Below are 24,488 nucleotides of genomic sequence, written 5' to 3'. Positions count from 1 at the left end.
ACCTCCTTATCCAACATATCTAATTACATTCATATCAGCGTTGAGATGGTACTGCTCCTCTCTGAACCGTCCAATCTGAATAGTTTTGGAGAAAATACCATTTTCAATGTGAATGACACCTTGAGAAATATACATAACCTCAACACCTGCTGAGAACATGGAAATACGACCGTTAGGATCGAACATCATACTTGAACTACCATCATTTTTACCGATCACTAGCCCCTCATTTGATGAACTCATGTAGGTATCAATGAAATTCCAGCGGTCAGAAAGTTCTCCAAGGTTTTTAGCAATCGTGGAAACACGTTGGCTAGCTGAAATCAAATCCTTTTCTGCCTGTGCCCTAGCCGTGTCATTAGCTTTGACAAAGTCTTGATAGGCTTTAATCCAGTTGTCCAGTGTATCAGCACTAGCCTTAGCCTCTAATTCAGCTTGGATAATACCTGCTTTCTCATTTAGTGCGTTAAGTTGCTCTTGGGTTAGGACTTGGTCAGCTTTGCTGTCAATATCATTACTGACATCTTCAACCGCTGGTATCCAGTCCATTGATACTGTCCCCGTGTTGACCCTAAGTTTTGAGATGATTACTGTACCACTTGAACCACTCTCAAAATCGAGATTTAAGAAAATTTCCTTAATGAGGTCACTAGTTCTGGAGTTCGTGTAGGATTTCCATTGCCACGGTTGGGAATATGTACCACTTTTAACTGAACTAGTGTCTATGTATTGCTTACCTAGAACCTTGTCATTAGTGGTGAAATCCCACTGGTCACCAGTACCATTGTTGTATTTGATAACACGATTAAGCCTAAACCCTTTGACATCAGTTGAGGCAACATAATCAAACGTAAGAAAAAGCTGCTGAGTGGTTAGCCACTTGAGAGCCTCTCCTGATAATGTGTAAATTCGCCCTTGATTTCCGTTTGTCTGAGCTGCCGTCAATAATGCAAAATTACGGCTACCAAGCTGTGTGTTATCAAATAGTGCCGTCCACTTATACTTAGTAGGGTCTGTGCTATCGTTTTGCGTAAAATCGGTGTATGTACCTAAATAGCGCTTGTTGCCTGTCTGAGTGGTACTAAAATCAGTAAGACCATCTGCACTATTTGCATAGGCGAAATGGATAAATGGTGTCCTACCATCTGCTCCAGCTTTACCCGGTACACCCTGCGCTCCGTCAGAGCCTCGCCATTTTGTCCACCTGTAAGCAGTAGGATTTGTGCTATCAGTCGCATTGAAATCTTGATACATACCGATGTAAGCTTTTGTCTGGTCAGTCTGGCTAAATCCACCCCCTGTCGCATTATCAGCATAGGCAATGTGGGTGTATTGGGTGCGACCATCAGCTCCTTTTTCTCCCGGTATTCCTTGGTCACCTTTGGGACCTTGAATACCCTGTAAACCTTGTAAGCCTCGCTCACCTTTGTCGCCCTTATCCCCTTTTTCGCCTTTGATAAGGGTCCATCTGTAGCTAGCTGGGTTAGTGCTATCAGACTCGTTGTAGTCCGTATAAACTCCAACATATGTCTTATTTGCACTCTGTTCAACAGAAAAATCACTGACTACCTCAGCCACCTTAGGCATTCTAGGATAAGGATCACTACCAAACGTAGCAAGATTGGCCGTATAGGTACCAGCGTCAAATGTCTTATATAACCAATTATCATCTTTCCCAAAACGGACAATAGCCCTTTCTGGCAATGTAAAGCTACTGTTTTCAGTAGCAACAAGCGTCATATTGGCATAGGCAAAGTGGACATAGGTAGTCCTACCATCTGCACCTTTTGCTCCTGCCACACCGTTTGCACCATCTTTACCTTGCCATTTTGACCAAGTGTAGGCACTTGCACTAGTGCTATCTGCCTGATTGTAGTCAGTATAGACACCGATATAAGCATTTGGCGTATCGGTAATCTGACTATCAGTAGGGTTGATTACTGGAGCATACTTGATGTGGATATAACTTGACCGACCATCTGCACCTTTAGGACCAGGGGAACCTGTCGCACCTGTCGCACCAGCTATACCTCTCTCTCCTTGAGGGCCTTGTGGTCCAGTATCGCCTTTATCCCCCTTTGCACCAGTTTCACCCATTTTAGCTACAGAAAAACCAGTCTCGCTAGTATTGTCTGTGTAGCTCCATGTGGTTTTAGTCCAGAGGTACTGACCAGGGGAAACGCTAGGAATTTGAGAAGACCAACCGCTTGTAGGTGGGACTGTTCCTGATGTAGAACCAGCATAGACTACTGTAGTTGTTCGGATACCAACTCCGTCTTTACCTGCGATACCATCACGCCCAGTATTTCCGTCTTGACCAATCCTAGCTACTGAGTAGCCTGTCTCTGATGTACTGTCTGAATAATTCCAGACTGTCTTAGTCCAAAGATATTGACCAGGAGGAACTGTTGGAACAGTATTCCCCCAACCTGTGCTAGGGGCATTTGTTCCTGAGCTAGATGAGGCATAGGTAATGACTGTAGATTGTAAGCCTACACCATTCTTACCAGCAATACCATCACGACCAGGGTCTCCTTTATCACCTTTTAGACCGTCAGAGGCATTTAGGAATGTGATTTGTTCAGAGGCTACTTCTTGATTATCAATCCATGCAGCGATAGTCAGCACCATAGTCTGATTGATGTCAGCGGCTTTGACAATATATGTAGGGCTAGTTGCTTTAATCTCACCGTTGACAACCCAACGCCAGCCACTATTGATGACCTTGTTGCCTTTCATCAGAGTAGGTGTCACAACTGATTGTCCTTGCCCATTCTTAAAGGCTGTGCCGTTATTGGTGGAGACCTTTACGGTATAAGGCTTAGCGTCTTCAATCATACGATCTAGACGCTCCTGAATACCCTGAGACAAGAGATTTTCAAGTGCCTTAGCATTTGAAAAGGTTGTCTTGTTGTTCTTAGGATTGGTAAAGCTAATGGTTTGCTCAGACACCCTCATTTCAAGCAATAGAACAGGACTAAAGCCGTCATCATAAACTTGGACAGTATCCCCTATTTCAAGGTCAGCAAAGCCCTCCGCCTCGTAAGTAACAGCTGGATAACAGTTCTTTTTAAGTTCTCGGTACGCTGTTGAGCGGATAACCTCAGGATTTGAACTCTCTACAGTCATATCCTTTCTTATCCACTGGTCACCCATTGTGCCACTTGTAAAGGCTGCTGGATACATCTGCATAGAAAGAGGAGCATATAGCCCCTCTCCTGCCTGATAAAATTCACGTTCACCTTTAGAGTTATTGACAGACCATGCACCAAGACCTGAGATAGTAACCGTGTTACCTTGGTCATCTTTCCCAGTTGGTCTAATCATGTTGTAGACATTGGTTTTATCTACTGTCCTAGTAAGTGTCTTGAGGTTTTTGCCGTACTTCAAAATAGTAGGGCTGACACGCCCTACTCCATGATGATCGTCATCATTCTCATGATAGACATTGACAACAAAAGACTTGATGGAGCTATCAGCGTTAAGGTGAGTGTCAAATTCAATTTCTGCACCAAATTTCTTAGCTAGACTGAGTAGACGGTTGAGTTTGGTATCTGTCCCCTCCCACTCAGCAGAAATTTTCTGAGTAGAAATCTCATTGACTCCAATTTTCAAGAATGTAAAGTTTAGCAAGTCCATAGCGTCACAGTATTCTTTGAAAGTCATAGCCTTAGGTGCTTTATATGGATTTGCATACTCATTGATAAGTTCAAGGTTCAGATTGATACCATAACACTTGATAACTTGCTCATTTTCCTCAATTTTGCGGATCGTGTGCAGATAAGTCTTGCCTTTGTACTGAAATGAAACAAAGGCTTTCTCATTCAGATAGTTGTAGGCACGCTTACGCCCCACATCTGAAATGATGGCCTTTTTGAATACTGTGAAATCAAATGTACTAGAACCTGTTTCAAGGTACCTAGTCCATGTATCGTTGAAATAATTCAGCGTAGCTTGTTTATCATTATCAATAAAAGAAACTTTTCTCAAACTTGCGTCATGAATTGTCAATAACATAAGCTATAAGTACCTTTCTTCAAATTCTATCTTGACTGTGGGCTTTGTCCTGACCCAACTTGAGGAATAGACCTCAAGAGTAGACCTACCAGGTGGAATAGTAAGAAACGTGGAGCCGTGGACAATGTCCACAATACGCTCCAAGCCGTCCACAGTAACTGTGTCATTCTCGCTATTAAGAATAATGTTTGAGCCAATCGGATAACGGTTAGGAATATCCTTTGTCACAGAAACAAAGTCTTTTCTGTAAAAAATACTGTCCAAGTACATCCTAGCTACCAGTGGTTTATTACCCAAAGCCCCAAATGCTACATGGACTTTAGCTGACTTTCTACCCTTGATTTCAGGAATAACAAAAGTATTGTAAGAACCCCACCAAAAGACGGTTACCTTGTCATCATTTCGCTTGAGGTCTGACCAACCTCTAGGCTCATTGAATGGATTTTGGCTATCTAGGTGAGTTCCTGTGAAAGTCCACTGTTTAATCATGTTGTATCCACCTTTACCGTCAGCAGCCATAAAGTTATACTCACAACCTAGACCGTTGTAACGCTTAAAGGTTTCCACTCCATACAAAAACCGCCCCTGTTCATCAGAGACGGTCAGCTTGATAAAGCCGTATTGGTTAGCGGCACCAAGCCAAAAAACTTGACGCCACCAGATGTAATCATTCAGAGAGCCTGTAGCCCCTGAGCTATCCGCTGGGATATTCCATGTCAAACTACCTGCATTGTTTCCAGTTGTGCCTCCTGCATTTTGTAAAAACAAATGCTTGCGTCCTGACCAGTCCACACTTGCCACGGTACCTCTCAAACTCTGTGATGTGTCATTCAAAATAGCCACGTTCTTTGCGGCTGCACTAAGACCATTGGTGATTTTACTGTCACGGTAGTCAAAGAGTAGCTCAGACTGTTTAACTTGTACAGTATCAGCCTCCTCACGATCACCAACCTCAAGAGCACCGCTGGTATTGACTAAACCAATGTAGCCATTTTCAGCGTTATTCTTGACAGTAACCACAGGGAAAGCTGGCACGTTGCCATCATTGATTAGGTTAAAAACAATCTTGTCAGCTGATACCGTGCCATTATCAAAAACACGGTAAGTGGTGCTATGGGCTACTCCGTCAGGTATAAGTAGCTCAAATTCTCCTTTTTGGAACCATCTTGTCACATTGTCCATATCCACAGAGCCTGTAACAAGTCCCATATAATACTTATCAGGCTCATCAGAGATAACAATCCTGACAGCCTCAGAGGTATTGAATACCCCTGCCAAAGTGTGTTTAGCTTGTTCAAGTGTCATGCCATCTCTTTCTTGCATGGCAAACTTGACCTTTATAAACTTAGCCCCTGTTCTTACTTCTTGCAAGTTCACTCCCAAGAGTGGAGCGTCATTAGTTTCAATGCTACGCTCATTGCCAACAGGGCGGATAATTTCAATAATTCGGATAACCTCAGAGAGGTCAAATCCGTTAATAGTGATAGTGTCATTATTCATCAGACAATCCCCCTCATCATGTTATCAATCTTAATTTTGTCATTTTGGTAGTTCGTCATTGGTTGTCCAATCTTGGCAACAAGAGTACCATCATCAAGAACCATGTTAACAGGACGCTTGACGGCTTGCTCAGCAACTTCAAGAGCTCTGGTGAGTGCTTGGTCTGCTTGATCTCTGATAATCTCAATTTGGCTCATTTCTGCACGCTCTGTGATGGATTTGAGCTTGAATTGACTAGACAGAGAACTATTGCCTAAGCCAAGCAACTCCTCAGCACCAAACTTAAAGGCTGACATCTCTTTTTGGACATAGGCAAGGCTGTCAGTCACATCAGAGGTATTTTTTTCAATACCTACAGCGATACCTTGGGCAATGTATCGCCCCACATTATCCCTAAACAGGCGTGATGGTGAATGGATTTTAGCTTTAGCCTGTGCTGCTCTCTCGGCTTGTGCTACTAAGGCATTAGCTGCGGCTGTTACAGCTCCCAAAGCTGAATACATACCTTGAGCCAAACCTTGCCCAATCATAGCACCAACTCCACGCATAGCTCCAGCTCCAGCCATTGCTGTTGAGCGGATTGCGTTTACCATGGCAGACATTGCAGCCGTAGCTGATCCAATGCCAGAACGGATACCATTTGTCACACCATTTGAAACGCCACGCCCTGCTTGCTGTCCTGCTTGTGTCATCTGACTAGCTGACTGCCTTACAACAGACACCATCTGTTGCATACTTGAACGCATGGTAGATACTGCCTGTGTCATAGCAGAGCGTACAGCAGAATTTAGCTGAGTCATTGCTGATGTTGCAGCACTTGAAATGCTGGCAAAACCTGAGGCAACCATAGGAGCTGATGTAGCTAGTTGCATGATTGATGTCCGTGCCATCATTGCTGATGTGGTAATAGCTGTAAATCTAGCTGGCACTGTTCCAAGTATGCCGCCAAGGGCACCTATAACAGCAGATACTGCTGAAAAACCTGCTGACATTGCAGCAGCTCCAGTTTGTGCCATCATCATTGAGGCTGACAATGCCGTTAATCGACCTTGCAAAGCAGAGATACTAGCAGTTGACCCTGCCAAGCCTGCAAAAGAGGCCATGACTGCACTTGCAAAAGACATCATGGCAGAACCAGCTGTAGTCATAGCGCTTGGTAATGTTCCAATGCTTGAGCTCAGGGAACTAAAAGCAGCAGGTAAGGCTTGCATTGCCACACTTGCCACTTGTGCTGATGTTGCAATTAGTCTAAGTCCAGTTCCTGCTTGTTGCAATCCTGGTCCTGCTGAGGCAATACCTGAGCCAGCAATAGCTGTCAAACCAGTAGCAACTGCCGCCAAGGTTCCGACTAAGTCCCCTAGTTTTAGATCAACTAACATCTTGATACCTTGAGCCATCAACTTAACGCCTTGACCTGCGTTTTTGGCCGCATTCCCCATACTCTCAAAAATGCCAGCCACTCCATCAAGCACATTGCGGATAGCAGAGCCAAAAGACTCTACCACACTACCAGCACTCTCTAAGATTGAGCTGACCTGTTCCCCAAAGGTTTGGAGTAGTTGGGTCAAACTATCAATGATAGGGCTAATCTGACTGATGAGATTATTGAAAGCCTCAACTAATGACTGCAATACTGGAGCGACCGCTTGAACCATTTGAGTAATAGCTGGTATGAATGGTGCTAACGCCTGAATGATTTGGACTATAGCTTGAGATACCACAGTCACGACCTGCACAAAGGCATTAGAGATGATTGCCACAATAGGGGTCACAGCCGTAGCAATTTGGGCAATACCAGAACTGATAGCAGTAATGACTTGACTCAATGCTGTGCCTAGTGCTGTGATGACTGGAGCAAGGCTACTGAATGAGCTGACAATCATACTGATTGCCGCTCCTGCCGCTATAATCACAGGAGATAGCATAGCAAAAGCTGAGGCAATGGTAGGCAACACAGGGGCTACAATAACCAAAGCCTGAGCCAAGCCTTGTAGTGCTAGATTGAGGATAGTCCCTATAGCCGTACCAACGCTGACAATAACACTCCCCATACCTTGTAAGATTGTAGCTATCCCTTGTCCTTGCATACCCATTAAGGCAAAGGCTGCACCAAGTGCCAAGATAGGTACTGCCAAGGCTGCGATAGTGGCAGGATTGACCATAGCCAAGCCTTGACCAATACCACGAAAAGCGGCACCTATGCCCTGTCCAATTCCTCTAGCAGCAGTTGCTACACTTTGGCCAAGGCTACGGATAATTGAGACCACGCTTGCACTAGCTGACCTAACAACTGATGTAGCACCACTCACACCGCTTGTGGCATTTTGCTTGAATAGGTTGAATGGGTTAAAGGATTTCAGGAAATTAAAAGCCTTGAACCCTGCTACTAAACCGACTAAGCCTCCTACAATCGCTTGAATTGCTCCAGCAGGTAGTGAGCTGATAAAGTTAGCTGCTACAGTTGCAGCCTGTGAAAGCCACTTGACCACATTGCCAAGTACACTAGCTAAAGTGTTTAGAACGCTTGAGGCAGTCAAGCTATCCCATACATGACCTAAAGCACCAGCTATACTCTGGATAGCTCCAACAAAAGCAGTAACTGCCCCTGTATTGGAAAAAGCTGTCCAGAAAGTCTGAACCTTAGAAACCACATTTGAGATAGTGCTGCTGACTTTAGAGATAATACCCTCAATATCAAGATTACCCAGAGCGTCACCTATTTTTCCAGCAAATGAAGTGACAGAATTGATAAGCTCAATTAGTTTGGGTTTAGCCTTGTCAACGACGTTCAAAAGGCCACTAACGATAGTCGCCTGTAAGTTGCCTATTGCTCCCTCAAATGTTGCTGTAGAAGTAGCTGCCTCTTTTGCAACATCTGTCATACCTAAGTCAGTAATAGCTTGGTTAAATTCTTCCGCTGTAATCTGACCTTTTTCCATAGCCTCACGAAAATTACCAGTATATGCTCCATTTTTGAGCATTGCCTCTTGTAACTTTCCGCTTGCACCAGGGATAGCGTCTGCAAGTTGATTCCAGTTTTCAGTGGTTAGTTTTCCAGCCCCTGCTGTTTGGGTCATAACCATACCAACTGTTTTAAAAGTATTTGCATTACCACCAGCTACAGCATTCAAGTTCCCTGCTGCTTGCGTAAGTTCTGTATAGTTTTTAATACCATTTGAGGCTAATTGAGCTGTAGTGTTAGCTACATCATTGATGTCATAAACAGTTTGGTCAGCATATTCTTTGACATCAGCTCTAGCTTTCTTAATAGTTGCGCCATCATATCCACCAAAACTCATAGTAGACTCAAATTTTTGTAGACCGTCACTAGCAGACATAGCCTCTCTTGCGAGATTTTGGATATTACCAGTAACAACACCAATACCAGTAGTGAGGGCAGAGCTAATCAGGTTAGCTCCTAAAACCGACTTAAAAACAGACCCAACTTTTGAGCCTGTGCTTTCTAGTCCACCTAACAAGGTTTTTAATTTGCTGACTCCTGACTGGGCACTAGAACCGTCTAGGTCAACCTTGATAGTAACTGAACCATCTGCCATAGTTTTCTCTCCTTTCCTGATTAGTAGTCAAAATCTTTTGGTAGTGCATACTCTTTCTTGAGCCGTTTCATGCTCTCTTTATACTTCTTGCTATCGCCTTTTTGTGGCTTATAAGAGCGTATTTTGAGCACCTCAGCAAACTTAGTATCACTAGGTAGCCCATTCAGTAGGGCGTTGAATTTTTTCCAATGCAAGCTGTTCTGAGCGTCAATCAAATCAATTCCGTAGGCCTGCATGAATGATGAGTAAATATACTCAGCGTCATACTTCAAGCTAAAGAGTCGCTCACCGTCTTCTGATTGACTCTTAGAGCGTATCTTACTCTTGATTGGATTGCCTGCTAGGTCAAGCACTGGGGCGGTTTCTTTAGCTGGAATAATTCTGATGTGTTCTTCAAAAATTAGCTTAAAGATGGCTGTTGCTTGTTCAGGGGCTAAAGCCTCCGTAAAATCAACACCAGTAAACATCTGAATAGCTAGATAAGGCTTGTAGATGTCATCAAACTCATCATCATTGATCAGCTCCATAACTTTCAAAACCTTGTTAAAAGCTATATTCATTGGATACACATCATCACCAAGGACTAACTCATCTGTCAATTTCCTTGATAAGTCCAGCATATCAGTCACCTAGATACTTCTTGAGTGCGTCACCGTTGTTACGTTTTTCCCATTCGCTTACAACTCCTGAGATTGTTTCTAGCAAGTAGACCATAGTGTCAACCGTAGACTCATCAGAGTAAGCGTAAACCTTGTTGTATGCCTCCTCATCAAATAGGTCAACCCATGACTCTTTTACCATAGTTTGCAAAGCGTCAAAGGCTTTCTCATCTTCGGTATCCGCTACTTTCTGACCTTCGTTTTTTAACTTTTTACCAACCGCCTCCATGTTGCGGATATTTTTGTCATTGGCTAAAAATTCAAGGGTAAAACCATCAAACTCTACAGGAATGACATTGCTACGCTTTTTAATTACTACCATTTGTTTTCTCCTACTAATCAAATTAAAAAAAGGGGAGTACATTCACTCCCCTAAGCTACTTTATCCACCGACTACAGCAGATTGTTTAGGTACTGAGTTCCAGCTGATCGTGCATTCAAAAGCCTCAAATTCAGACGCCTCACCGCCTCCGATTTTAATTTCAGATACGGTTGCAACTCCTGAATACTGTGTCTTGCCATCTGGGTCAACAACTTTGAACCACACTTTACGCTGGTCTCCAGTTAAGAAACGCATATCAGCAATGATTTTCTGGGCTGCGTCTTCCTTGATGTAGTCACCCTCAAAGGTATAACCATATTTGACAGATACCACGGTAGTTTCTGGTGTACCGTCACCGTTGTAGTACGCTACATCATCTGTTTCTTCGTCACTTTCAACCTCAGCGGTAGTGACACCGTCAGCAAGCCATTTCCAAGCGTCAGTTGCTGGCTCGGTTGTTGGTGCTGTTGATAACCAAGGCGCTACATAGTGTTTACGCTTGGCGTTTTTCATTTTTGGCATTTAATTTCCTCCATTTGTTTCTAAACGTGCTGTAATATCCAGCATGTAAACATAAAAGCCTTGGTCATCACGGTCATTAAGGAATGGCTGTGATACTTCAAGGCCTCTGAATTGATATGAATTATTTTGACTAGGTAGCTCTAGGTTGAAATCAGCAAGAGCATAGTTGATAGCCCACAGGATAGAGCTTGTCTTTTGGTGATCAGTGGTTTTGATTGCCACTTCAAATACAAGACTAATATCTTGCTTTCCGTTCATGTACTCTTTTTCAACCTTGCCACCAGGCAAAGGATAGAGGACTAAGCCCTCTTTCTCTGACAAGTAATCAAGTCTACAAGTCAGAGGTAGGTTTAGTGCGTTGATGAAATCTCTAAGGACTTCTGAAAAATCGTTGTTGTTCATGCTTTAACTCCCATTGCTCTAAGACCAGTCTTACCCCAATCCTTAACATGTAATGCTGAGGCTTTCAAATCCCAACGCTTACCTGTTCCAGGAGTGGTGTAACGGCTAAAAGTAAAGCTCCTACGCTTGTTGTAGCTAGATCCGTAAAATTGGGCTCTTGCATAAGGTCCAGGGTATCTTACCCCATCTCTTGTTGCTTGACCGCTACCACTTAATTCTCCACTTTTTCGTGGGATAAATGGTTGCATGTCAATCATCATCTGATTAGCAATAGCTAGCTTACCTTTGGCCAAGGCTGATGATGATACCTTTTTCTCAATGCCTTTTAGGTCAATTTTGACAGAAACGCTAGTCCCCATCAGATACACTCCAGCTCATAACAAAAGATTTTCTTATTATGAGGATAGCTGACAGGAACTACAGTAGTAACCCTGTACTCTGTCTCTCCGTCTCTTACTATGGCATTTTCAAAGGTTTTGTCTAGGACTACTGGGCAATATTTAGGATACACAAACAAAAGGCTAGGTTTGGACTCTTTGCGGTTATTTTGCGTCCCTTGGACTTGATACTGTCTATCAAACCTAACATGACTCAGAGTGACTGGGTCAGCTAATACAGCCTTACCCCAGCCATCTAGTTCCTCTGTGGTCTTTTGGATTGTCACAGTATCAACTAACAAACGCTTGTCAATGTCTGTCATAACCTACCCCCCTGTAGCCAAATCCTGCTCCTTTCAGAGCGTTCAGAGCGTCAAGTGATAAATTATACCTAGCACTTTCCAAAGATGTCTGAGAAGTGTCTCTGTAGCTGACAGAGGTACGACCAAGCGACACGCTGGCTACTGATTGCTTGTCATCAGCAGTCATGATACCGCTGGCGTCCAGATAAGCCACTTGGAAAGCTGTTGACATTTTGACAGCCTGCTTTCTGTGCTCAATTTCTTTCTCAAAGTCCACAAAGTCATAGAAACCATTAAGAAAGAGGTTGACAGACACCTCAGCTCTCTTTAGTAATTTGTCAAAGTCCTCAACTTCATCAAAACCAAAGTCCTCAAATTCTTTTTCAGTTAAATAAGCGATAGTAACCACCTCCAATTAAAAAAGGCGGTGTTATTTCTCCGCCTTTGCTGCTTTTTCTTCTTCGACACGTTCAAAGAATGGACTGAGTTCGGGGTGAGTAAGTTTCCCTTTAGCATTTAGCTCCTCAGCTGTCTTTACTTCCATGTCATATACACCATTTTCATCAAAATGCTTTTCTTTGCCATCAATAACAAAAACCACGTTTGATGTTGCTTTGAATTTTGCCATTTTTCGTTATTCCTCCACTTCATAGCCTTGGTTCTCAAAGGCTGAAATCATGATAGGGTCAGACAGGGTAAATGATACCCCATCTTTAGTTAAAGTGACTGACTTTTTGATAGAAACTGTTTCCACCACTTCCTCTGTGGTTTCCTCAGCTACTTCTTGTGTTTCCACCACTTCCTCTGTGGTTTCCTCAGCTTTCTTTCTAGCCATTACTTACCTCCTTACGCTGATTTGTGAACGTAGATAGCTTTTTTCTTGTTGTCAAGGACAAAAGCGTCATAACGGATACGACCCTCAACGAGTTTACCGTTAATTCCTGGTGGGTTGTCGTGGATCTTGTAGTCTTCCAACTTAACAGGAGATGTAGTTGCCACAGGATGAGCAATAATGAACTCTACATTTTGTGGCAAGCGTGATGTAGGTGTAAGGACAACTGGCAAGCCGTCAATCATACCTACTTGACCTTTGATTGTGATTTCTTGGCCAAGGTCAGAGTTTTTCACAAAGGTTGGGTCAAGTTTGATAAGTTTGTAGAACTTAGGAGATACATGCAAGACACGGCCTGCTGTTGGGATGAGTGCGTCTGTAAGAGCTACCTGACCATCTAGGACTGCCTCATAAGCGTCATCTTTGGTGATTGCTGCTGTCTTGATGTGTTCAGGGGCTGCACCAGCTACGATAGTTGCAAAGCGGTAGGTATCAACTTCTGGGATAACAACTTCTGAGAGCTGGCGTGCAAGAGCTTTACCTGCCTCCATGACACCATTAGTGTCTTGTTCAGATTTTTTGTCAATGGTGAAAGTGAAAGAACGGTCTTTCTTGAGTACCATAGTTTGAACGGTGTTACCAAGTTCCTCAGCTGTACCGTAGCGGTTCTGTCCTGTAGTCTTGTAATCGTTCATTCCTGATGTTGGAACTGAGTAGACCTTGACTGTATCAACGCCTGTGAAATCAAAATCTTGGTTGATAATGCCTGTTGAGAGAGCCTCTTTAGCAAAGCGTTCATCAACTTTGTTATCAAATTTAGCTGCATAGTTTACTACCATGTAAAATTACCTCTTTTCTTTTTTGGGTTTACACGCTATCAAAGCCTGCAAACAGTGCTTTATCTTCTGCTGAAAGACCATCATCACCACTACCAGCGGCTGGATTGCCTCCAACAGAAATCTTAGGGTTAGGCTGTGGATCTCCACTTTGGAATAGATAAGGGCTTGACTCTTTGAGGTTGTTGATTGTGTCCTCTAAGATAGGCTTTCCATCTTCCCCTAGCTCAATCTTGTCTAGGTCAATGAACTTCATCAAGTCCTCTGAGTTGTAAGCTCCCACATCTTTCAAAGCAAGGGCTACAGCGTTTGTTTTTGTGACCTGAGCAAGTTTAGTCTCACTATCAGTCTTGTACTGGTCAAATTGAGCCTGTAAGTCTGCCAGCTGCTGCTTGCTTTCCTTACTAGCTCCCTCTTTAGCCTGCAAGTCCTTGATAGCTTGGTTCTGTTGCTCAAGCTGTTGTTTTAAGCTGTCGTTTTCTGCCTGTACCTCAGACTTAGCCTGTGCTTTCGCATTTTCAATACCTGCACCGTACGCTTGCATGATATTATCTAGCACGCTGTTATCTGTGATACCTGCGTCAACCAACATCTCACGTTTAAGACTCATGTCTTAACTCCTTTGTTTTACGTCACGAGGGACTGAGATACAGACACTTTTACGCCATATCCAGGGCAAAATAAAAACCGTTTGGAAATCCAGACGGTTTAAGTATTTTTGAGTAGTTTCAAGTAGTCTTTCCTACCAGTCAAGATGAGTGACCACCTCCTTACTTGCGACTAAGCCAAGACTTTTTAGAGGCCTTATCAGCTACCTTTTTCTCAAGATAATCAAATCTTGAGTTAGTAGCCTGAGCATTGCGTGAGCTAATCTGTTTCAGTTCCTCAATTTCTTTATCTTGCCTAATGATTTCATGAATAGCATAATCAAGCATAGACTCAAGATACTTGACTTTGCCCTCAAGTTCACGTTTCTTTTTAATGCGTTTATTCATGGTTTCCTCCTGTTTTTTGGGTATAAGAAAAGTGCCTAGATTGAACTAAGCACTAAGCGACTACTTGGATTGAAACAATCTCGCTCTCATACAGAGAGACTTCTGTAGGCTCATCAGGACTTGAGCCGTCAATGAGGATAGTGATTTCATCTTGTTCGTCATTATCCATTTCATCAACAAAATCTGTGACAAGTCCTTTGATAATTTCGCCATCACTATTGACTACCTGGACTGTTGAACGTAGGTAGTTCCAAAGTTGCTTACTCATTTACGGTCTCCTTTCCCTTTGATAGTTGGCACAATATGTGAACCAGTTTTACTGTAATGAATACGGAAATCAGTAGCGTTCTCAATTACTTCACCAGTTCTAGGGTCTATATAAGTTCCTATCGGTTTGTTTTGTGAGATGATTTCTTGCATTTTGTTTGATTTGGGATTGTACTTAAATTGCCCTGTTCCAGCATACCTGTCTACAAGTGCCTGACATTCTTCTTTAGTGATTGTCAGATAACTTGGCGGAGGCGCTCCTTTTTCAAGGTTTTTCTGGAGATATTTGTCATATCCCTTAGTTCCTCTGACATGGTTTTCAAAATGCTCATTGTTAATTTCTGTCTTAATTATACCACTTTTGACAGCTGAATTGAACTTATCACGCATTTCTTTTTGTTCTGCCCTGTGCTTTTCAAGTTTCTCAAGTTCTTTTCTGACCTTGATTTCTTTCTTAGCTTTGGTATAGGGGTCATCATAGTATTTCTCCCTAGCATAATCACGGTGTAGGAATGGGTGCTGTCTGAGATAGTCCCTCATTGCTCCCTGCTGTATCCTTACCTTGTTCTTATACTTGTCTATCAGTTCTTGGTCTCCAAGTTTCTCTGCAACGTGCAGAAATTCCTTGGATTGTCTGATAGACCGCTCTAGGGCTCTCTGTTTGGCTTGTACGTTGGCGTTTTCGATAGCCTGTTCAGGCGTTAAGTCCTTGAGATTGTCTGGTAAATCAGGTTTGTAGTTAGCACCGACCACAAAAGGTGTGATTTCATGGTAACAGTTGATACCAAGACATCCTCCAGCTGATCCGTATCCATAATCTGATAATGCTAGGATACGCTCACCCTTTTCAGTTCTAGCAACTCCAGTAGTGACTATCTGATGTTGCAGAGGTGCACACATTTCCCTTGCTGTAGCTTTCTTGGAGTAGTAGTAGGTATCTATCCCTAATTCCTCAGCTGGAGCCATTCTGACCTCACGATAGACACGCCAAGCCGTTGACTTGATAACCTGTCTAGCATAGGTATCAGCTTTCCAATGTTTCCCTTTACTATCAGTAAAGCCATAAAAGCCCTTTTGGGCCCATTTCATGACCGTATCAGAAATAGCCTTGTCTGATGTTGCTAAACCTGTGACAACTTTTGCTGTGGCCTCCTCAATGATAGACTGGTAAACCTCTCTCACGCTCTTTGGTAGCGTGGTATTGATAAGGTTGTTAATATCTCCCATGGTCTGATTGACATAAGCTGCAAGATTAGTCTGTATGAGGCTGTTAGCCACAAAATCACCACCAGTAGCCTCTAATAGTTGCTCTTTGGTGTTCTTGTAGATTTGGTATCCCTCGTTTTGGATGACATACCTTAGCTGTTCCTCAGCAATTCCTGAGCGGTCTGAAATGAGCTTGAGGTTGTCCTCATTGAGCAGACCCATCTCATTCATCTTCTCTAATTGCCAGATATAGGGATTGTCATCAAGACTGGCAGAACCACGCTCTTTGATACGGTCTATAACTTGGTCAAATAGATCAAGAGTAAGCTGATGATAGATGTCTGCAACCTGACTAGCGTCAAGCATTAGCTGCTCATCATTGAGCTTGATTGGTTTCTTCTTGTCATCAGCCATCTAATCACTCTCCATACACTCCTACATCATCAGGGCTACGCTCACTACTTGCCTTATCTATGGCGTTGCCACTAATTTCAGCCTTGATTTCCTTAGCTTTCTCAAGTGTCACGTTGAGCACTTTCTCAATAGCCATGACATCAGTACCAAAGCCGGCGTTTACAACCTTAATCCAGTAATCAAGCTCAGCGTTGCGGTCAGTAAAGACCCCATCATCAAGATTGATACTGATAGAGTCCATGTCAGGGATATTGCCCTTGTAGAGCTTGTAGGCTTTCCCAAGCTCTAACATTGAGATAATCAGCTCTTTTAGGGATTGCTCAACTAGACTGACAATACTGTTCCGCATTTGGTAAGTGTCAGAGTTCTCTGAGACAATCTCAGTAGCTGTCTTCATGCTCTTACCGTCAAAGGTAAACATGCCAGCTGATACGCCTATCTGCATTTCAAAGAGGGACAGACCCTCATTGATTGCTTTGATGTAGTCATCAGAGCGGATAGGAGTTGTAAGATCTGTGATACCTATACCCTTGTCCATATCTCCAGAGTCAAACTGTTCATAGACATTCTGACCTGTTTCAAACTCACGCTTGACTGTGACTTTCTCACCGTCCGTGTTGTACTCAGTTTTAATCATCTGAGTAGGAACCGCCACCCTACGCTGACCCATTTTGACCTCCCACATAAACTCATCATAGGTAGTATTTAGAAAATCAATCGTAGTCTTGGCATTATCAAAGATAGATAGCCCAAGTGGACTGTTAATATCCTTATTGTTCATGCCTGGGGTCTTCAAGTAGGTAAACAATGGACGGCTCAGACCGTTCAAGTCAGCGACTTCTTCCAAGTCTTCATAGAGTTCAGCCAATGGCACCCTAGCTCCTACAATATTCTGATTATCAGACTTGTAGAGCTCATTGGTTACCGTGTACTTGTCATCTTTGCTCCATTCATGCAACTCAATCAGCGTGTAATACTTCTGCTTGTTACCCTCTGATTTGATTGTCTTAGTGATGATAGCAGCACTAGAAACATCTTGAGTGTTTGACTGGAGAGGTAGAAAGACAGGGGCTTGAATAAATGCCACCCTTACCTTGTCCTTATCAACATAAGGCCGCATAGCAAGTCCTCCGAGAGCTAAGCAGCTCTCTAGGTAACGTTCAAAGTTCTTGATAAAGCGGTCATTCTGTAGCTGGTCCTGAATAAATTCATTAGCTTTCTCATCATCTACCTTGATTTCAGCCTGTTCATTAAAAACCAAGCTAGCAATTTTCTTGGAGGCGGTTCTGCCTATTGGTAAATGGTTAAAATCTCGCTTTTGTTTTGTGCCGTTGCTATCTTTATACTCAATCTGTGGATAACGCCCTGCAAAATACTTGAGATTTTCCCTGATACGGTCATACTCTGCACTAGACACCGCTATTTTAGGGTGGTCTGTGATATTAGTTAAGTTTTGTGTGGTCATCACATACTTACTCCTTGTAAAGAAATTCTTGATAGTTTGTACTATTCCCATTGTTAGCTCCTTTAGGCTTTCAAATCTAGCTCCCTAGCGTTGTCCAGGACAAAATACTTAAACTCATCTACCGTGTGGTCATCTTCTTTGATAACCTTTGGATCATCAGAATTGATTGTTTTGTCGTCATAGCGATACATCTTATGCTCTTCAACAAATACCCTGTTAGCAGGGATGTCAAGGTAGTAAAAGCGTCCCTCAGCTAGTAAGCTGATAACCATGTCAATCATGGTCTGATTTTTCTTCTTGGCCACTGGGTGCCAGCGTTCACCGTAGTCCTTAAAGTATTGATTTCTCAAAGCTCCCTCCGCACTATCAATAGTCATCTTGAGCTTAGGCACTCTGTACTGTTTCATAACCTTGTCTATAAAGTCATGGATCATCACTGATAGCTCACTGGGTGCCTTTTTAATCGTCTTGCCAGCTGGGCTATAGTAGAACGTATCAAGCAAGATAACATTACCTTTAGCAGTCAATCCATAAGCCCCACAGGCAGTAGCTGACTGCTGATGTCCTGTATCTAGGGCAAATGATATACCTATCAGCTTGTCATCATCAGGCAGGCTGTCTAGTGGCTTAAAGTAGTTCATGTTGTAGACATGATTACCAAGTCCTATAACTTCTCCTAGATACATCCAGCGGTAATAGTCAGGGTCAGTTTCCTTGTACCTTTCTATCTTTTCTTTCATCTGCCTAGACAAAAAGCCTAGCCTGTCATCAAGATAGGTACTGTGATGTATCAGATAGGTAGGGTCACTTGCTTTCTCAGCTACCCACTCATTTATCCAGTCATAAGGATTGCGTGGTGGGTTGTATGTGAAATAGACCTTGACCTGTTTGCCATCAGGTAACTCTTGACGGATAAAGGTATCCTCAACTATATCAATATCCTCACGCCCTGCAAACTCTGCCAATTCCTCAAACCACACAGACATTACATAGCCCTTGGCTATCTTCTGTGATTTGAGTTTCATTGGGTCATCTACACCGTAAAAGTAAAAGGCTGTACCTGTTTTCTTGTGGGTAATCTGTAGCGGTGACTTACCAAACTTGAACTGATTGGCTAGCCCCATCTCATAAATGGCCCATCTTATCTGTTCATAGACAGACATTCTCAGGTACTTTCCCACTTTCCGTAGGACTACCACATTACCCAAAGGGTCACTAATAAAGTCATTTACTAGATCAATAGAGACAACAGATGACTTAGTAGAGGCACGCCCACCTTTTAACACAATATGGCTCTTGGGGGTAAAGAGCACCTCATCAAATACTGGGTTAATCAACTTTGCTAGGTTCAGTATCGCCATTGTACTCACTCCTATCAAACGTAAATCCAGTAATGACCGTATCATCTTCATCATCTGAGCCTAGCTGAGCCTTGAGGTTATCAATTCTTAGGCGTTGCTCCTCTGTGACAAGTGATGAGCGTGTCAACTCATCATAGGTCTTAATCATGCTTTTAAGCTCTGACTGGGCTCTTGCTATTGCAGCTAGGGCTTTCCCTTGCTTATCCCATGCCGTATGATGTTCATAGCCTGTACCAGCTTTGCCTGTGCTAGTAACAAAGGTATCGCTATCCTCTACATCTTGGACAAATAAAATACGCTGAGCATGCAACAAATTAGCATAGGTCAGCGTGATATTTTCCCAGAGTATGTCTATTGGCTGTTTGTCTGATAGCTCCTGTGCTATCTCATACACCTCCTGTGGCAGATACTTAGCAAACAAACCATGTTTGAGGGCGTTAGTGTTTCCCTTAGGGGCTCCGTGTCCTAGAGCGTTCTTACTGCCCTTTGGAGCTCCCCTTGGATTTTTGGAGCGTTCCGTATTTTTCTTTTGGAACGTTCCTTTTATTTTAGGTTCCCATTTGTCTTTACTTTTCCAACCTCGGACAGTGCCAGCTGAAACACCCAAACGCTCAGCAATCTCAACCAGTTCAATGTTTCCATTGTTCTCTGAATAGATTTCAAATGCTTTGTCTCGGTTGGGGTCTCTTGCTCTACCCAAGCCTAAACCTCCTGCTGTTTATTTGTTTTGAAATATAAAAAAGCCACTCAATGAGTGACCGTATGCGGTAAGTGGGTGCCTCCCCCACCAGAGCCTTATATAGCGCTACTTTATCTCTGTCCTACAGGTTAATTAGCCTAAATCTAATTACCGCCCTGTACCCCTATTGTGATAGCTACTCACAGAGATACAATGGGAATAACTGGAGTTGAACCAGTGACTTTCGGTGCTTCAAACCGACGCTCTACCAACTGAGCTATATTCCCTAATAGGTAAGACTTGAATGCCTTACCCTTAATTCTTGATACTACCATTCTAGCAGAATATCAAAACTGTGCTAACAAGTATTGATTTGTTCAGTACGGTTTTGTAAAGTTCAATTTTGTTCCATTTTTTCCAAAACATCATTTAACTCACAAATAGCCGTATTCCTCCAAGTGTAGAAAGTGGTTCTACTGATACCCATTTTGTCACAAACATCATCAACATACATCTTAGTAATGTAAGTCATTCTGAGGACTGACCTGCTTTTTGGATTTTTCAGCTTGTTAATCAATCTACCTAATTCAAGTTTCCTGTTAATAATTTCATTGGTATCTTGTTCAATCGCCTCTTTCATCACGATCAGCTGGGTATAGACATCATCAACCTGTTTAGCTAGACCACCTTTGACCTTGTCTGCTGTCCATTTGGGGCTTGAGAGCAAACCTGCCTCAAGCTCATTGATTTCATCTATACGGCTTTGAATGTCCATATCAAGATTTTGTAGCTCATTCAAGAGCTCTTTAGCCTTGTTCACTCTCGTCTCCTTTTGTGTTATAATAGTCTTTGCGATATTACTATTAGCTGAGGCAGAGAGTGCCTTGGCTTTTTTTATTCCCATGTGATATGAATTTGCTTGTTGGTTATAAAATCTTCACCAGTAAATATATTTTTACTATAGGTCGAATGATACTCTACTTTGAAACCATCTCCTAACAATTCCTTGATTTTCTCAAGGGTCCTTTCATCATCCAATCTTCGTCTCGTATAATCATCTTTAACTTTTAAGACACTAATCAGATGGCCACTATACCCTTGCATAGCTGATTTCTTAATGACTTTTTCTAAATCATATTTTTTAAAGTAACGTTCAAACCACTTGTCATAGCTTTCTGAACTTAATTGCTGTACTTCATCAAATAGTGTCATTTCAATCCCATCCTTTCATTATTCAGTTTTATAATCTTGAAATTCCATAGTATTCATAGCCACAATATTCAGAGCAAAAACCGTATGTGTTAAAATATTCGTCAAATACTCCGATTTTTTCTTTACAAACAGGGCAATGCGTTCTATGGTATCTTTCTTCTGTGCTCAATCCATTCAGGATTTTCTTTTTACGTTGTCGCTTGTTCATGACTTGCCTCCATAAAATCTGGGTTTTCATAGATATTACCAATGACTTCATTTTCATCAATTTCAGTCCACAAATACACTGCGTCACGTCCTGTATCAATTACCCAAGCTCCCTCAAGTTGCTTGACAATCCCTATCAATTCCTTATCGTACTCATAGAAACCGCCTGTTTCGTCAGCTCTGCCAAAAAATCTAGTGGCTTTCACAATATCCCCCTCAAAGATTTCTTTTCTTGGCTCCGAACTATCCAAAACATCTGTAAAGCGCATTATTTCACATTTTTCCCAACTATACTCATCAAGACAGGTATCACAATCTGAATGTTGGCAGCCTCTAACTGTCACAGTTTTTCGCTATAATCTATATAAACAATATCCTCAGGTAAAAACATCTTAGATAGCTCTTTTACAAATACTCTTATTTTTAACATCAGTTCCCCCTCTTTTTGAGATAATCAGGAATTAGGTCGCCAACCTTGATAGCCTCGTACTGTTCTTTTGTGACTAAGAACTTACCATAAGCCTCAGCCGTGACTGTGTAGCGTCCCTCTATGATTTCCTTGTCTGTGATTTGCCCAACCATCACACCGCCTGCATTATCGACGGTGTAGATGATAATGGGTTCTTTAGCTTTTAATTCAGCCACTTCATGACTTAGCTCTCTAATTTTCAACATTGCCGCAAGTAATATGATGAGCCATAAAGTTCCAAAAAATAGTAATGGTTGATAGTCTTTCATTCCATGACCTCCACTTCTACCTCAATTCGTGGCTTGAGGCTGTAAAATTTACCGACATCATGCAAAGCAATCTGACCGTCATCTTTAAAGACTATGCCAGACATACTGTCATACAAAGCCTTTTCGTAGTTGTCCACATCAGGCTTTTTCCCTACTGGGATAGTCTCATCTATGAGGGCCTGCTGGTTCTTTTTGACCTTGGAGATATACTGAGGGGGCTTGATGAAAAACCTCACCTTTGCCCTCAGTGCTCCCTCAAGAATAGGCTGCCCCATGTAGAGATTGGCAATAAGTAACCTACAACGCTCTCTCCATGATTTCATGCCCTTGTCTTCATAGGTTGTGGTGAAACTCCCACGCCTAGCAAACCTTGGCCGTGATTGTGGCTTAGGTTCAATATTCAAGACTAATTTCATTCCTCAAGGACTCCTTTAAGACCTAATTTTTCAAAGAAATTCTCTTTGTTCAGCTTGATAAAGTCAAACAATTTCTTGATTTCAGCAGCGTCTTTAGACAGTGAGCTTGCTTTTGATGGTGTATCTAGCAAAATTTCCTTTTTAGGTTTGGCAATCATAACTAACCTGTACTTAGGCTCAAACATGCCTCCATCTTGGTCAAGTGTAGGCTCAAAATCGTCTTTTTGATACTCTACACTAACATCCCAATTACTCCTGCCACTTCCAAGGACTGTGATTGTCCTATCTTTGAGTGAGAACTCCAATTCAAAGCTATCACTTGCATTGATTTTATCTGTCATTCTGTTTCTCCTGTAAAAATTTATTGTAAACTTTGGTAAAAATCTCTATTACTAGGTTCTGTGGTATATTTGAACGTTCATTGTAGGACTTAGAAAAATGTTTCCACTCTACCTCTTGCTTTATGATGTCATTTTTCAATCCCAAATCAAGATTACTAGCAAACTTTGTGGGTTTCTGTAGTGGATAGTCATAATTGTTGTACCTAGTAAGGTTAAGGTAGGGTAACTTAAAACCAATGACCTCCTCAATGTATTTCCACAATCGACCACTAGCAGGATTTTCAATGATGAAATATCTAGGATCGTACCGCTTTATAATCTCGATAGTATTGAAAGCTGTCAGTTCTCCATTGACCCTTTTCATAAATTGACGGTCATACTGATAGTTGATATAGGCTTTCTCATAGTCTGAGGCATTTCTTACCGTAAACATACTAGCCTCACGCTGAGGGACAAAGAGGCTATCCGAGAGGTCTTCCTGTTTCCAGCAAGCATTCCCCTCAAACATTGCACTTGCATTACTCCAGCTCTCACAAGGTGGACTAGCTATAATTAGATCAGGCTTTGGCAACTTATCTAGTTCATTAAAAAGCGTGTTATCTCCAAACAGGCGGCCGTAGTCCGCCAAATTCAAATTTATAAAGTGATTGTTCTTGTTTTCTATGTCAATCCCCACAGGATAGATGTCAATGTTAGCCCCCCCCCGAACTATTCAGGGTAGTCACACCTTTAGTATAGCTACCATTACCACTGTCAAATAATGCCCAGACGGTCATTTTAATATCTGACATCAGCACCTCCTAGAAAGGCAAATCGTCATCAGAGATGTCCATAGGGCTTGAGTTGCCAAATGGAGACTGATAACCTTGGTTATTTCCGTTTTGGAAATTACCACTGTTTGAGTTATTTCCATTTTGGAAAGAGTTGCCCTGACTCTGTTGCCCACGACTTTCCAAGAGTTGGAAACTTTCTGCAACTACCTCAGTAACGTAGACACGTTGCCCTTGCTGATTGTCATAGCTACGAGTCTGGATACGACCTGTAACACCAATCAGAGCACCTTTCTTAGCCCAGTTTGCTAAGTTTTCAGCTGCTTGTCTCCAAATGACACAGTTAATAAAATCAGCCTCACGCTCACCATTTTCATTTTTTCGGTTACGATTGACAGCAAGAGTGAACGTTGCTACCGCTACATTAGATGGCGTGTATCTAAGTTCAGCGTCCTTGGTCATTCTTCCAACCAGTACAACATTGTTAATCATCTGACTTGTCCTTTCCTGCATTGCGTTCACCCAGTAGGAACCCTAGGCATAGCCATAGGAAAGTCCAACCTGCTAATAAAATAAATTCAAAAATTACCATTTTAGTCCCTTTCAATCGTGACATTAAAATCTATGTCATTTAGTTTTATGGGTAGAATTATCCCACCTTTATTACTGTTACTATGTAATTCAAGCAACGCCATCATGACCTGTTTACCAATCTGTAATTGTGTTTCCATCAATGCCTGCTCATTACTGATTTCAATTTCATTAGTTGCCATCTTCCCCTCCTGGATTTCTATACCACTCAAGCAAGTCAGCCTGATTGTCCTTGATGTAGTTCTCAAATATTTGGAATTGTAGGATAGCCCACCGTAGGCGGTGCATATCCTCCCCACTTCTTGAGCAAAAGCCACTAACCTTGAATACAGGTTCAATGGTATTTATTACTTCTAGCACCTGACCGTCAATGTTAAAAGCGTCCTCTGCTACTATTTTCAGGTCTAAAATGAACTCATCACCCAAATCATGAATAACTTGTAACCGTTGACCGTCTGAGTAGATAGCCACATTGTCTGAAACTTGTCTAATTTCCATAG

30 protein-coding genes, 1 tRNA gene and 1 pseudogene are annotated in these 24,488 nt (G+C 42.3%); all 32 read right to left on the bottom strand.

All coding sequences use genetic code 11. The annotated features are described in order from the left end of the window. Positions 1-6 precede the first annotated feature (6 nt). The 32 genes and pseudogenes from ABZ559_RS02090 to ABZ559_RS01935 all read right to left on the bottom strand — a co-directional run bounded on the left by ABZ559_RS02090 (position 7) and on the right by ABZ559_RS01935 (position 24,486). Complete coding sequence (locus ABZ559_RS02090; RefSeq protein ID WP_367007131.1) at positions 7-4,017, bottom strand: phage tail spike protein; 4,011 nt, start codon at positions 4,015-4,017, stop codon at positions 7-9. 3 nt (positions 4,018-4,020) lie between these two features. Continuing rightward, positions 4,021-5,517 carry a distal tail protein Dit gene (locus tag ABZ559_RS02085; protein ID WP_367007129.1) on the bottom strand — a complete coding sequence of 499 codons (1,497 nt, stop codon included), beginning with the start codon at positions 5,515-5,517 and terminating at the stop codon, positions 4,021-4,023. Then, positions 5,517-9,074, bottom strand: a complete 3,558-nt coding sequence (locus ABZ559_RS02080) for a tape measure protein (RefSeq protein WP_367007127.1) — start codon at positions 9,072-9,074, stop codon at positions 5,517-5,519. The genes ABZ559_RS02085 and ABZ559_RS02080 overlap by 1 nt, the downstream gene beginning before the upstream one ends. Before the next feature lie 20 nt (positions 9,075-9,094). Continuing rightward, positions 9,095-9,694, bottom strand: a complete 600-nt coding sequence (locus ABZ559_RS02075) for a Gp15 family bacteriophage protein (RefSeq protein ID WP_043035872.1) — start codon at positions 9,692-9,694, stop codon at positions 9,095-9,097. Position 9,695: 1 nt separating this feature from the next. Continuing rightward, positions 9,696-10,055, bottom strand: a complete 360-nt coding sequence (locus ABZ559_RS02070) for a hypothetical protein (protein ID WP_277846837.1) — start codon at positions 10,053-10,055, stop codon at positions 9,696-9,698. A gap of 60 nt (positions 10,056-10,115) precedes the next feature. Next, positions 10,116-10,577: a phage tail protein gene (locus tag ABZ559_RS02065; protein ID WP_367007124.1), complete on the bottom strand. Its 462-nt coding sequence runs from the start codon at positions 10,575-10,577 to the stop codon at positions 10,116-10,118. Beyond that, positions 10,578-10,979: a minor capsid protein gene (locus ABZ559_RS02060; RefSeq protein ID WP_367007122.1), complete on the bottom strand. Its 402-nt coding sequence runs from the start codon at positions 10,977-10,979 to the stop codon at positions 10,578-10,580. It abuts the gene before it with no gap. Continuing rightward, complete coding sequence (locus ABZ559_RS02055) at positions 10,976-11,338, bottom strand: minor capsid protein (RefSeq protein WP_043035868.1); 363 nt, start codon at positions 11,336-11,338, stop codon at positions 10,976-10,978. Before ABZ559_RS02055 ends, ABZ559_RS02060 begins: the two co-directional genes overlap by 4 nt. After that, the gene (locus ABZ559_RS02050) at positions 11,338-11,679 is read right to left on the bottom strand and encodes a putative minor capsid protein (RefSeq protein ID WP_367007120.1); all 342 of its coding nucleotides are present in this window, start codon (positions 11,677-11,679) and stop codon (positions 11,338-11,340) included. The genes ABZ559_RS02055 and ABZ559_RS02050 overlap by 1 nt, the downstream gene beginning before the upstream one ends. Next, positions 11,666-12,073: a hypothetical protein gene (locus ABZ559_RS02045; protein WP_367007119.1), complete on the bottom strand. Its 408-nt coding sequence runs from the start codon at positions 12,071-12,073 to the stop codon at positions 11,666-11,668. Before ABZ559_RS02045 ends, ABZ559_RS02050 begins: the two co-directional genes overlap by 14 nt. Before the next feature lie 15 nt (positions 12,074-12,088). Then, complete coding sequence (locus ABZ559_RS02040) at positions 12,089-12,286, bottom strand: hypothetical protein (RefSeq protein WP_044981541.1); 198 nt, start codon at positions 12,284-12,286, stop codon at positions 12,089-12,091. Between the two features lie 6 nt (positions 12,287-12,292). Then, positions 12,293-12,493, bottom strand: coding sequence for a hypothetical protein (locus ABZ559_RS02035; protein ID WP_043035864.1), 201 nt, complete (start codon positions 12,491-12,493; stop codon positions 12,293-12,295). 11 nt (positions 12,494-12,504) lie between these two features. Beyond that, on the bottom strand, positions 12,505-13,329 hold the full coding sequence (locus ABZ559_RS02030) for a N4-gp56 family major capsid protein (RefSeq protein WP_367007117.1): 825 nt from the start codon (positions 13,327-13,329) through the stop codon (positions 12,505-12,507). A 28-nt stretch (positions 13,330-13,357) separates the two neighbouring features. Next, positions 13,358-13,936, bottom strand: a complete 579-nt coding sequence (locus ABZ559_RS02025; protein WP_074412922.1) for a phage scaffolding protein — start codon at positions 13,934-13,936, stop codon at positions 13,358-13,360. 160 nt (positions 13,937-14,096) lie between these two features. After that, positions 14,097-14,321: a hypothetical protein gene (locus ABZ559_RS02020; protein ID WP_367007116.1), complete on the bottom strand. Its 225-nt coding sequence runs from the start codon at positions 14,319-14,321 to the stop codon at positions 14,097-14,099. Between the two features lie 52 nt (positions 14,322-14,373). Beyond that, a complete protein-coding gene (locus tag ABZ559_RS02015; protein WP_155778306.1) occupies positions 14,374-14,589 on the bottom strand; it encodes a hypothetical protein in 216 nt (71 codons plus the stop codon). Then, positions 14,586-16,208, bottom strand: a complete 1,623-nt coding sequence (locus ABZ559_RS02010) for a phage minor capsid protein (RefSeq protein WP_367007114.1) — start codon at positions 16,206-16,208, stop codon at positions 14,586-14,588. The genes ABZ559_RS02015 and ABZ559_RS02010 overlap by 4 nt, the downstream gene beginning before the upstream one ends. 4 nt (positions 16,209-16,212) lie before the next feature. Continuing rightward, entirely contained in the window at positions 16,213-17,724 is a 1,512-nt protein-coding gene (locus ABZ559_RS02005; protein ID WP_367007112.1) for a phage portal protein, read from the bottom strand. Between the two features lie 11 nt (positions 17,725-17,735). Further along, a complete protein-coding gene (locus tag ABZ559_RS02000; protein ID WP_367007110.1) occupies positions 17,736-19,034 on the bottom strand; it encodes a PBSX family phage terminase large subunit in 1,299 nt (432 codons plus the stop codon). Then, on the bottom strand, positions 19,003-19,734 hold the full coding sequence (terS, locus tag ABZ559_RS01995; protein ID WP_043035857.1) for a phage terminase small subunit: 732 nt from the start codon (positions 19,732-19,734) through the stop codon (positions 19,003-19,005). The genes ABZ559_RS02000 and terS overlap by 32 nt, the downstream gene beginning before the upstream one ends. Before the next feature lie 193 nt (positions 19,735-19,927). Further along, positions 19,928-20,000, bottom strand: a tRNA-Phe gene (locus ABZ559_RS01990). Between the two features lie 110 nt (positions 20,001-20,110). Next, entirely contained in the window at positions 20,111-20,533 is a 423-nt protein-coding gene (locus ABZ559_RS01985; RefSeq protein WP_367007108.1) for a DUF1492 domain-containing protein, read from the bottom strand. A gap of 74 nt (positions 20,534-20,607) precedes the next feature. Continuing rightward, entirely contained in the window at positions 20,608-20,925 is a 318-nt protein-coding gene (locus ABZ559_RS01980) for a hypothetical protein (protein WP_367007106.1), read from the bottom strand. A gap of 28 nt (positions 20,926-20,953) precedes the next feature. Next, on the bottom strand, positions 20,954-21,133 hold the full coding sequence (locus tag ABZ559_RS01975; RefSeq protein ID WP_367007105.1) for a hypothetical protein: 180 nt from the start codon (positions 21,131-21,133) through the stop codon (positions 20,954-20,956). Then, the gene (locus ABZ559_RS01970) at positions 21,114-21,476 is read right to left on the bottom strand and encodes a YopX family protein (protein WP_367007104.1); all 363 of its coding nucleotides are present in this window, start codon (positions 21,474-21,476) and stop codon (positions 21,114-21,116) included. Before ABZ559_RS01970 ends, ABZ559_RS01975 begins: the two co-directional genes overlap by 20 nt. 85 nt (positions 21,477-21,561) lie before the next feature. Beyond that, positions 21,562-21,870 carry a DUF1372 family protein gene (locus ABZ559_RS01965; protein WP_367007102.1) on the bottom strand — a complete coding sequence of 103 codons (309 nt, stop codon included), beginning with the start codon at positions 21,868-21,870 and terminating at the stop codon, positions 21,562-21,564. Further along, positions 21,867-22,286 (bottom strand): RusA family crossover junction endodeoxyribonuclease, encoded by a 420-nt coding sequence (locus ABZ559_RS01960; RefSeq protein ID WP_043035853.1) that lies wholly within the window; start codon positions 22,284-22,286, stop codon positions 21,867-21,869. The genes ABZ559_RS01965 and ABZ559_RS01960 overlap by 4 nt, the downstream gene beginning before the upstream one ends. Then, complete coding sequence (locus ABZ559_RS01955; protein ID WP_336382906.1) at positions 22,283-22,627, bottom strand: hypothetical protein; 345 nt, start codon at positions 22,625-22,627, stop codon at positions 22,283-22,285. Before ABZ559_RS01955 ends, ABZ559_RS01960 begins: the two co-directional genes overlap by 4 nt. Next, positions 22,617-23,418, bottom strand: a pseudogene (locus tag ABZ559_RS01950) (DNA methyltransferase). Before ABZ559_RS01950 ends, ABZ559_RS01955 begins: the two are co-directional and overlap by 11 nt. Positions 23,419-23,427: 9 nt before the next feature. Continuing rightward, on the bottom strand, positions 23,428-23,889 hold the full coding sequence (gene ssb, locus ABZ559_RS01945; RefSeq protein WP_061630269.1) for a single-stranded DNA-binding protein: 462 nt from the start codon (positions 23,887-23,889) through the stop codon (positions 23,428-23,430). 101 nt (positions 23,890-23,990) lie between these two features. After that, positions 23,991-24,170 carry a hypothetical protein gene (locus ABZ559_RS01940; protein WP_367007100.1) on the bottom strand — a complete coding sequence of 60 codons (180 nt, stop codon included), beginning with the start codon at positions 24,168-24,170 and terminating at the stop codon, positions 23,991-23,993. Continuing rightward, entirely contained in the window at positions 24,160-24,486 is a 327-nt protein-coding gene (locus ABZ559_RS01935) for a hypothetical protein (RefSeq protein WP_367007098.1), read from the bottom strand. The genes ABZ559_RS01940 and ABZ559_RS01935 overlap by 11 nt, the downstream gene beginning before the upstream one ends. Between the last annotated feature and the right edge of the window lie 2 nt (positions 24,487-24,488).

The organism is Streptococcus sp. ZY19097 (genome assembly GCF_040731245.1).
GTDB lineage: Bacteria > Bacillota > Bacilli > Lactobacillales > Streptococcaceae > Streptococcus > Streptococcus orisratti.
The sequence above is the reverse complement of the archived record's forward strand: the minus strand, read 5'-3'. Positions and strand labels throughout refer to the sequence as shown.

Bases quoted from the DNA above. Each gene is read 5' to 3' on its own strand.
- ABZ559_RS02090 (WP_367007131.1), bottom strand. From the start codon at position 4,017: ATGTTATTGACAATTCATGACGCAAGTTTGAGAAAAGTTTCTTTTATT.
- ABZ559_RS02085 (WP_367007129.1), bottom strand. From the start codon at position 5,517: ATGAATAATGACACTATCACTATTAACGGATTTGACCTCTCTGAGGTT.
- ABZ559_RS02080 (WP_367007127.1), bottom strand. From the start codon at position 9,074: ATGGCAGATGGTTCAGTTACTATCAAGGTTGACCTAGACGGTTCTAGT.
- ABZ559_RS02075 (WP_043035872.1), bottom strand. From the start codon at position 9,694: ATGCTGGACTTATCAAGGAAATTGACAGATGAGTTAGTCCTTGGTGAT.
- ABZ559_RS02070 (WP_277846837.1), bottom strand. From the start codon at position 10,055: ATGGTAGTAATTAAAAAGCGTAGCAATGTCATTCCTGTAGAGTTTGAT.
- ABZ559_RS02065 (WP_367007124.1), bottom strand. From the start codon at position 10,577: ATGCCAAAAATGAAAAACGCCAAGCGTAAACACTATGTAGCGCCTTGG.
- ABZ559_RS02060 (WP_367007122.1), bottom strand. From the start codon at position 10,979: ATGAACAACAACGATTTTTCAGAAGTCCTTAGAGATTTCATCAACGCA.
- ABZ559_RS02055 (WP_043035868.1), bottom strand. From the start codon at position 11,338: ATGGGGACTAGCGTTTCTGTCAAAATTGACCTAAAAGGCATTGAGAAA.
- ABZ559_RS02050 (WP_367007120.1), bottom strand. From the start codon at position 11,679: ATGACAGACATTGACAAGCGTTTGTTAGTTGATACTGTGACAATCCAA.
- ABZ559_RS02040 (WP_044981541.1), bottom strand. From the start codon at position 12,286: ATGGCAAAATTCAAAGCAACATCAAACGTGGTTTTTGTTATTGATGGC.
- ABZ559_RS02035 (WP_043035864.1), bottom strand. From the start codon at position 12,493: ATGGCTAGAAAGAAAGCTGAGGAAACCACAGAGGAAGTGGTGGAAACA.
- ABZ559_RS02030 (WP_367007117.1), bottom strand. From the start codon at position 13,329: ATGGTAGTAAACTATGCAGCTAAATTTGATAACAAAGTTGATGAACGC.
- ABZ559_RS02025 (WP_074412922.1), bottom strand. From the start codon at position 13,936: ATGAGTCTTAAACGTGAGATGTTGGTTGACGCAGGTATCACAGATAAC.
- ABZ559_RS02020 (WP_367007116.1), bottom strand. From the start codon at position 14,321: ATGAATAAACGCATTAAAAAGAAACGTGAACTTGAGGGCAAAGTCAAG.
- ABZ559_RS02015 (WP_155778306.1), bottom strand. From the start codon at position 14,589: ATGAGTAAGCAACTTTGGAACTACCTACGTTCAACAGTCCAGGTAGTC.
- ABZ559_RS02010 (WP_367007114.1), bottom strand. From the start codon at position 16,208: ATGGCTGATGACAAGAAGAAACCAATCAAGCTCAATGATGAGCAGCTA.
- ABZ559_RS02005 (WP_367007112.1), bottom strand. From the start codon at position 17,724: ATGGGAATAGTACAAACTATCAAGAATTTCTTTACAAGGAGTAAGTAT.
- ABZ559_RS02000 (WP_367007110.1), bottom strand. From the start codon at position 19,034: ATGGCGATACTGAACCTAGCAAAGTTGATTAACCCAGTATTTGATGAG.
- ABZ559_RS01980 (WP_367007106.1), bottom strand. From the start codon at position 20,925: ATGACACTATTTGATGAAGTACAGCAATTAAGTTCAGAAAGCTATGAC.
- ABZ559_RS01975 (WP_367007105.1), bottom strand. From the start codon at position 21,133: ATGAACAAGCGACAACGTAAAAAGAAAATCCTGAATGGATTGAGCACA.
- ABZ559_RS01965 (WP_367007102.1), bottom strand. From the start codon at position 21,870: ATGAAAGACTATCAACCATTACTATTTTTTGGAACTTTATGGCTCATC.
- ABZ559_RS01960 (WP_043035853.1), bottom strand. From the start codon at position 22,286: ATGAAATTAGTCTTGAATATTGAACCTAAGCCACAATCACGGCCAAGG.
- ABZ559_RS01955 (WP_336382906.1), bottom strand. From the start codon at position 22,627: ATGACAGATAAAATCAATGCAAGTGATAGCTTTGAATTGGAGTTCTCA.
- ssb (WP_061630269.1), bottom strand. From the start codon at position 23,889: ATGATTAACAATGTTGTACTGGTTGGAAGAATGACCAAGGACGCTGAA.
- ABZ559_RS01940 (WP_367007100.1), bottom strand. From the start codon at position 24,170: ATGGCAACTAATGAAATTGAAATCAGTAATGAGCAGGCATTGATGGAA.
- ABZ559_RS01935 (WP_367007098.1), bottom strand. From the start codon at position 24,486: ATGGAAATTAGACAAGTTTCAGACAATGTGGCTATCTACTCAGACGGT.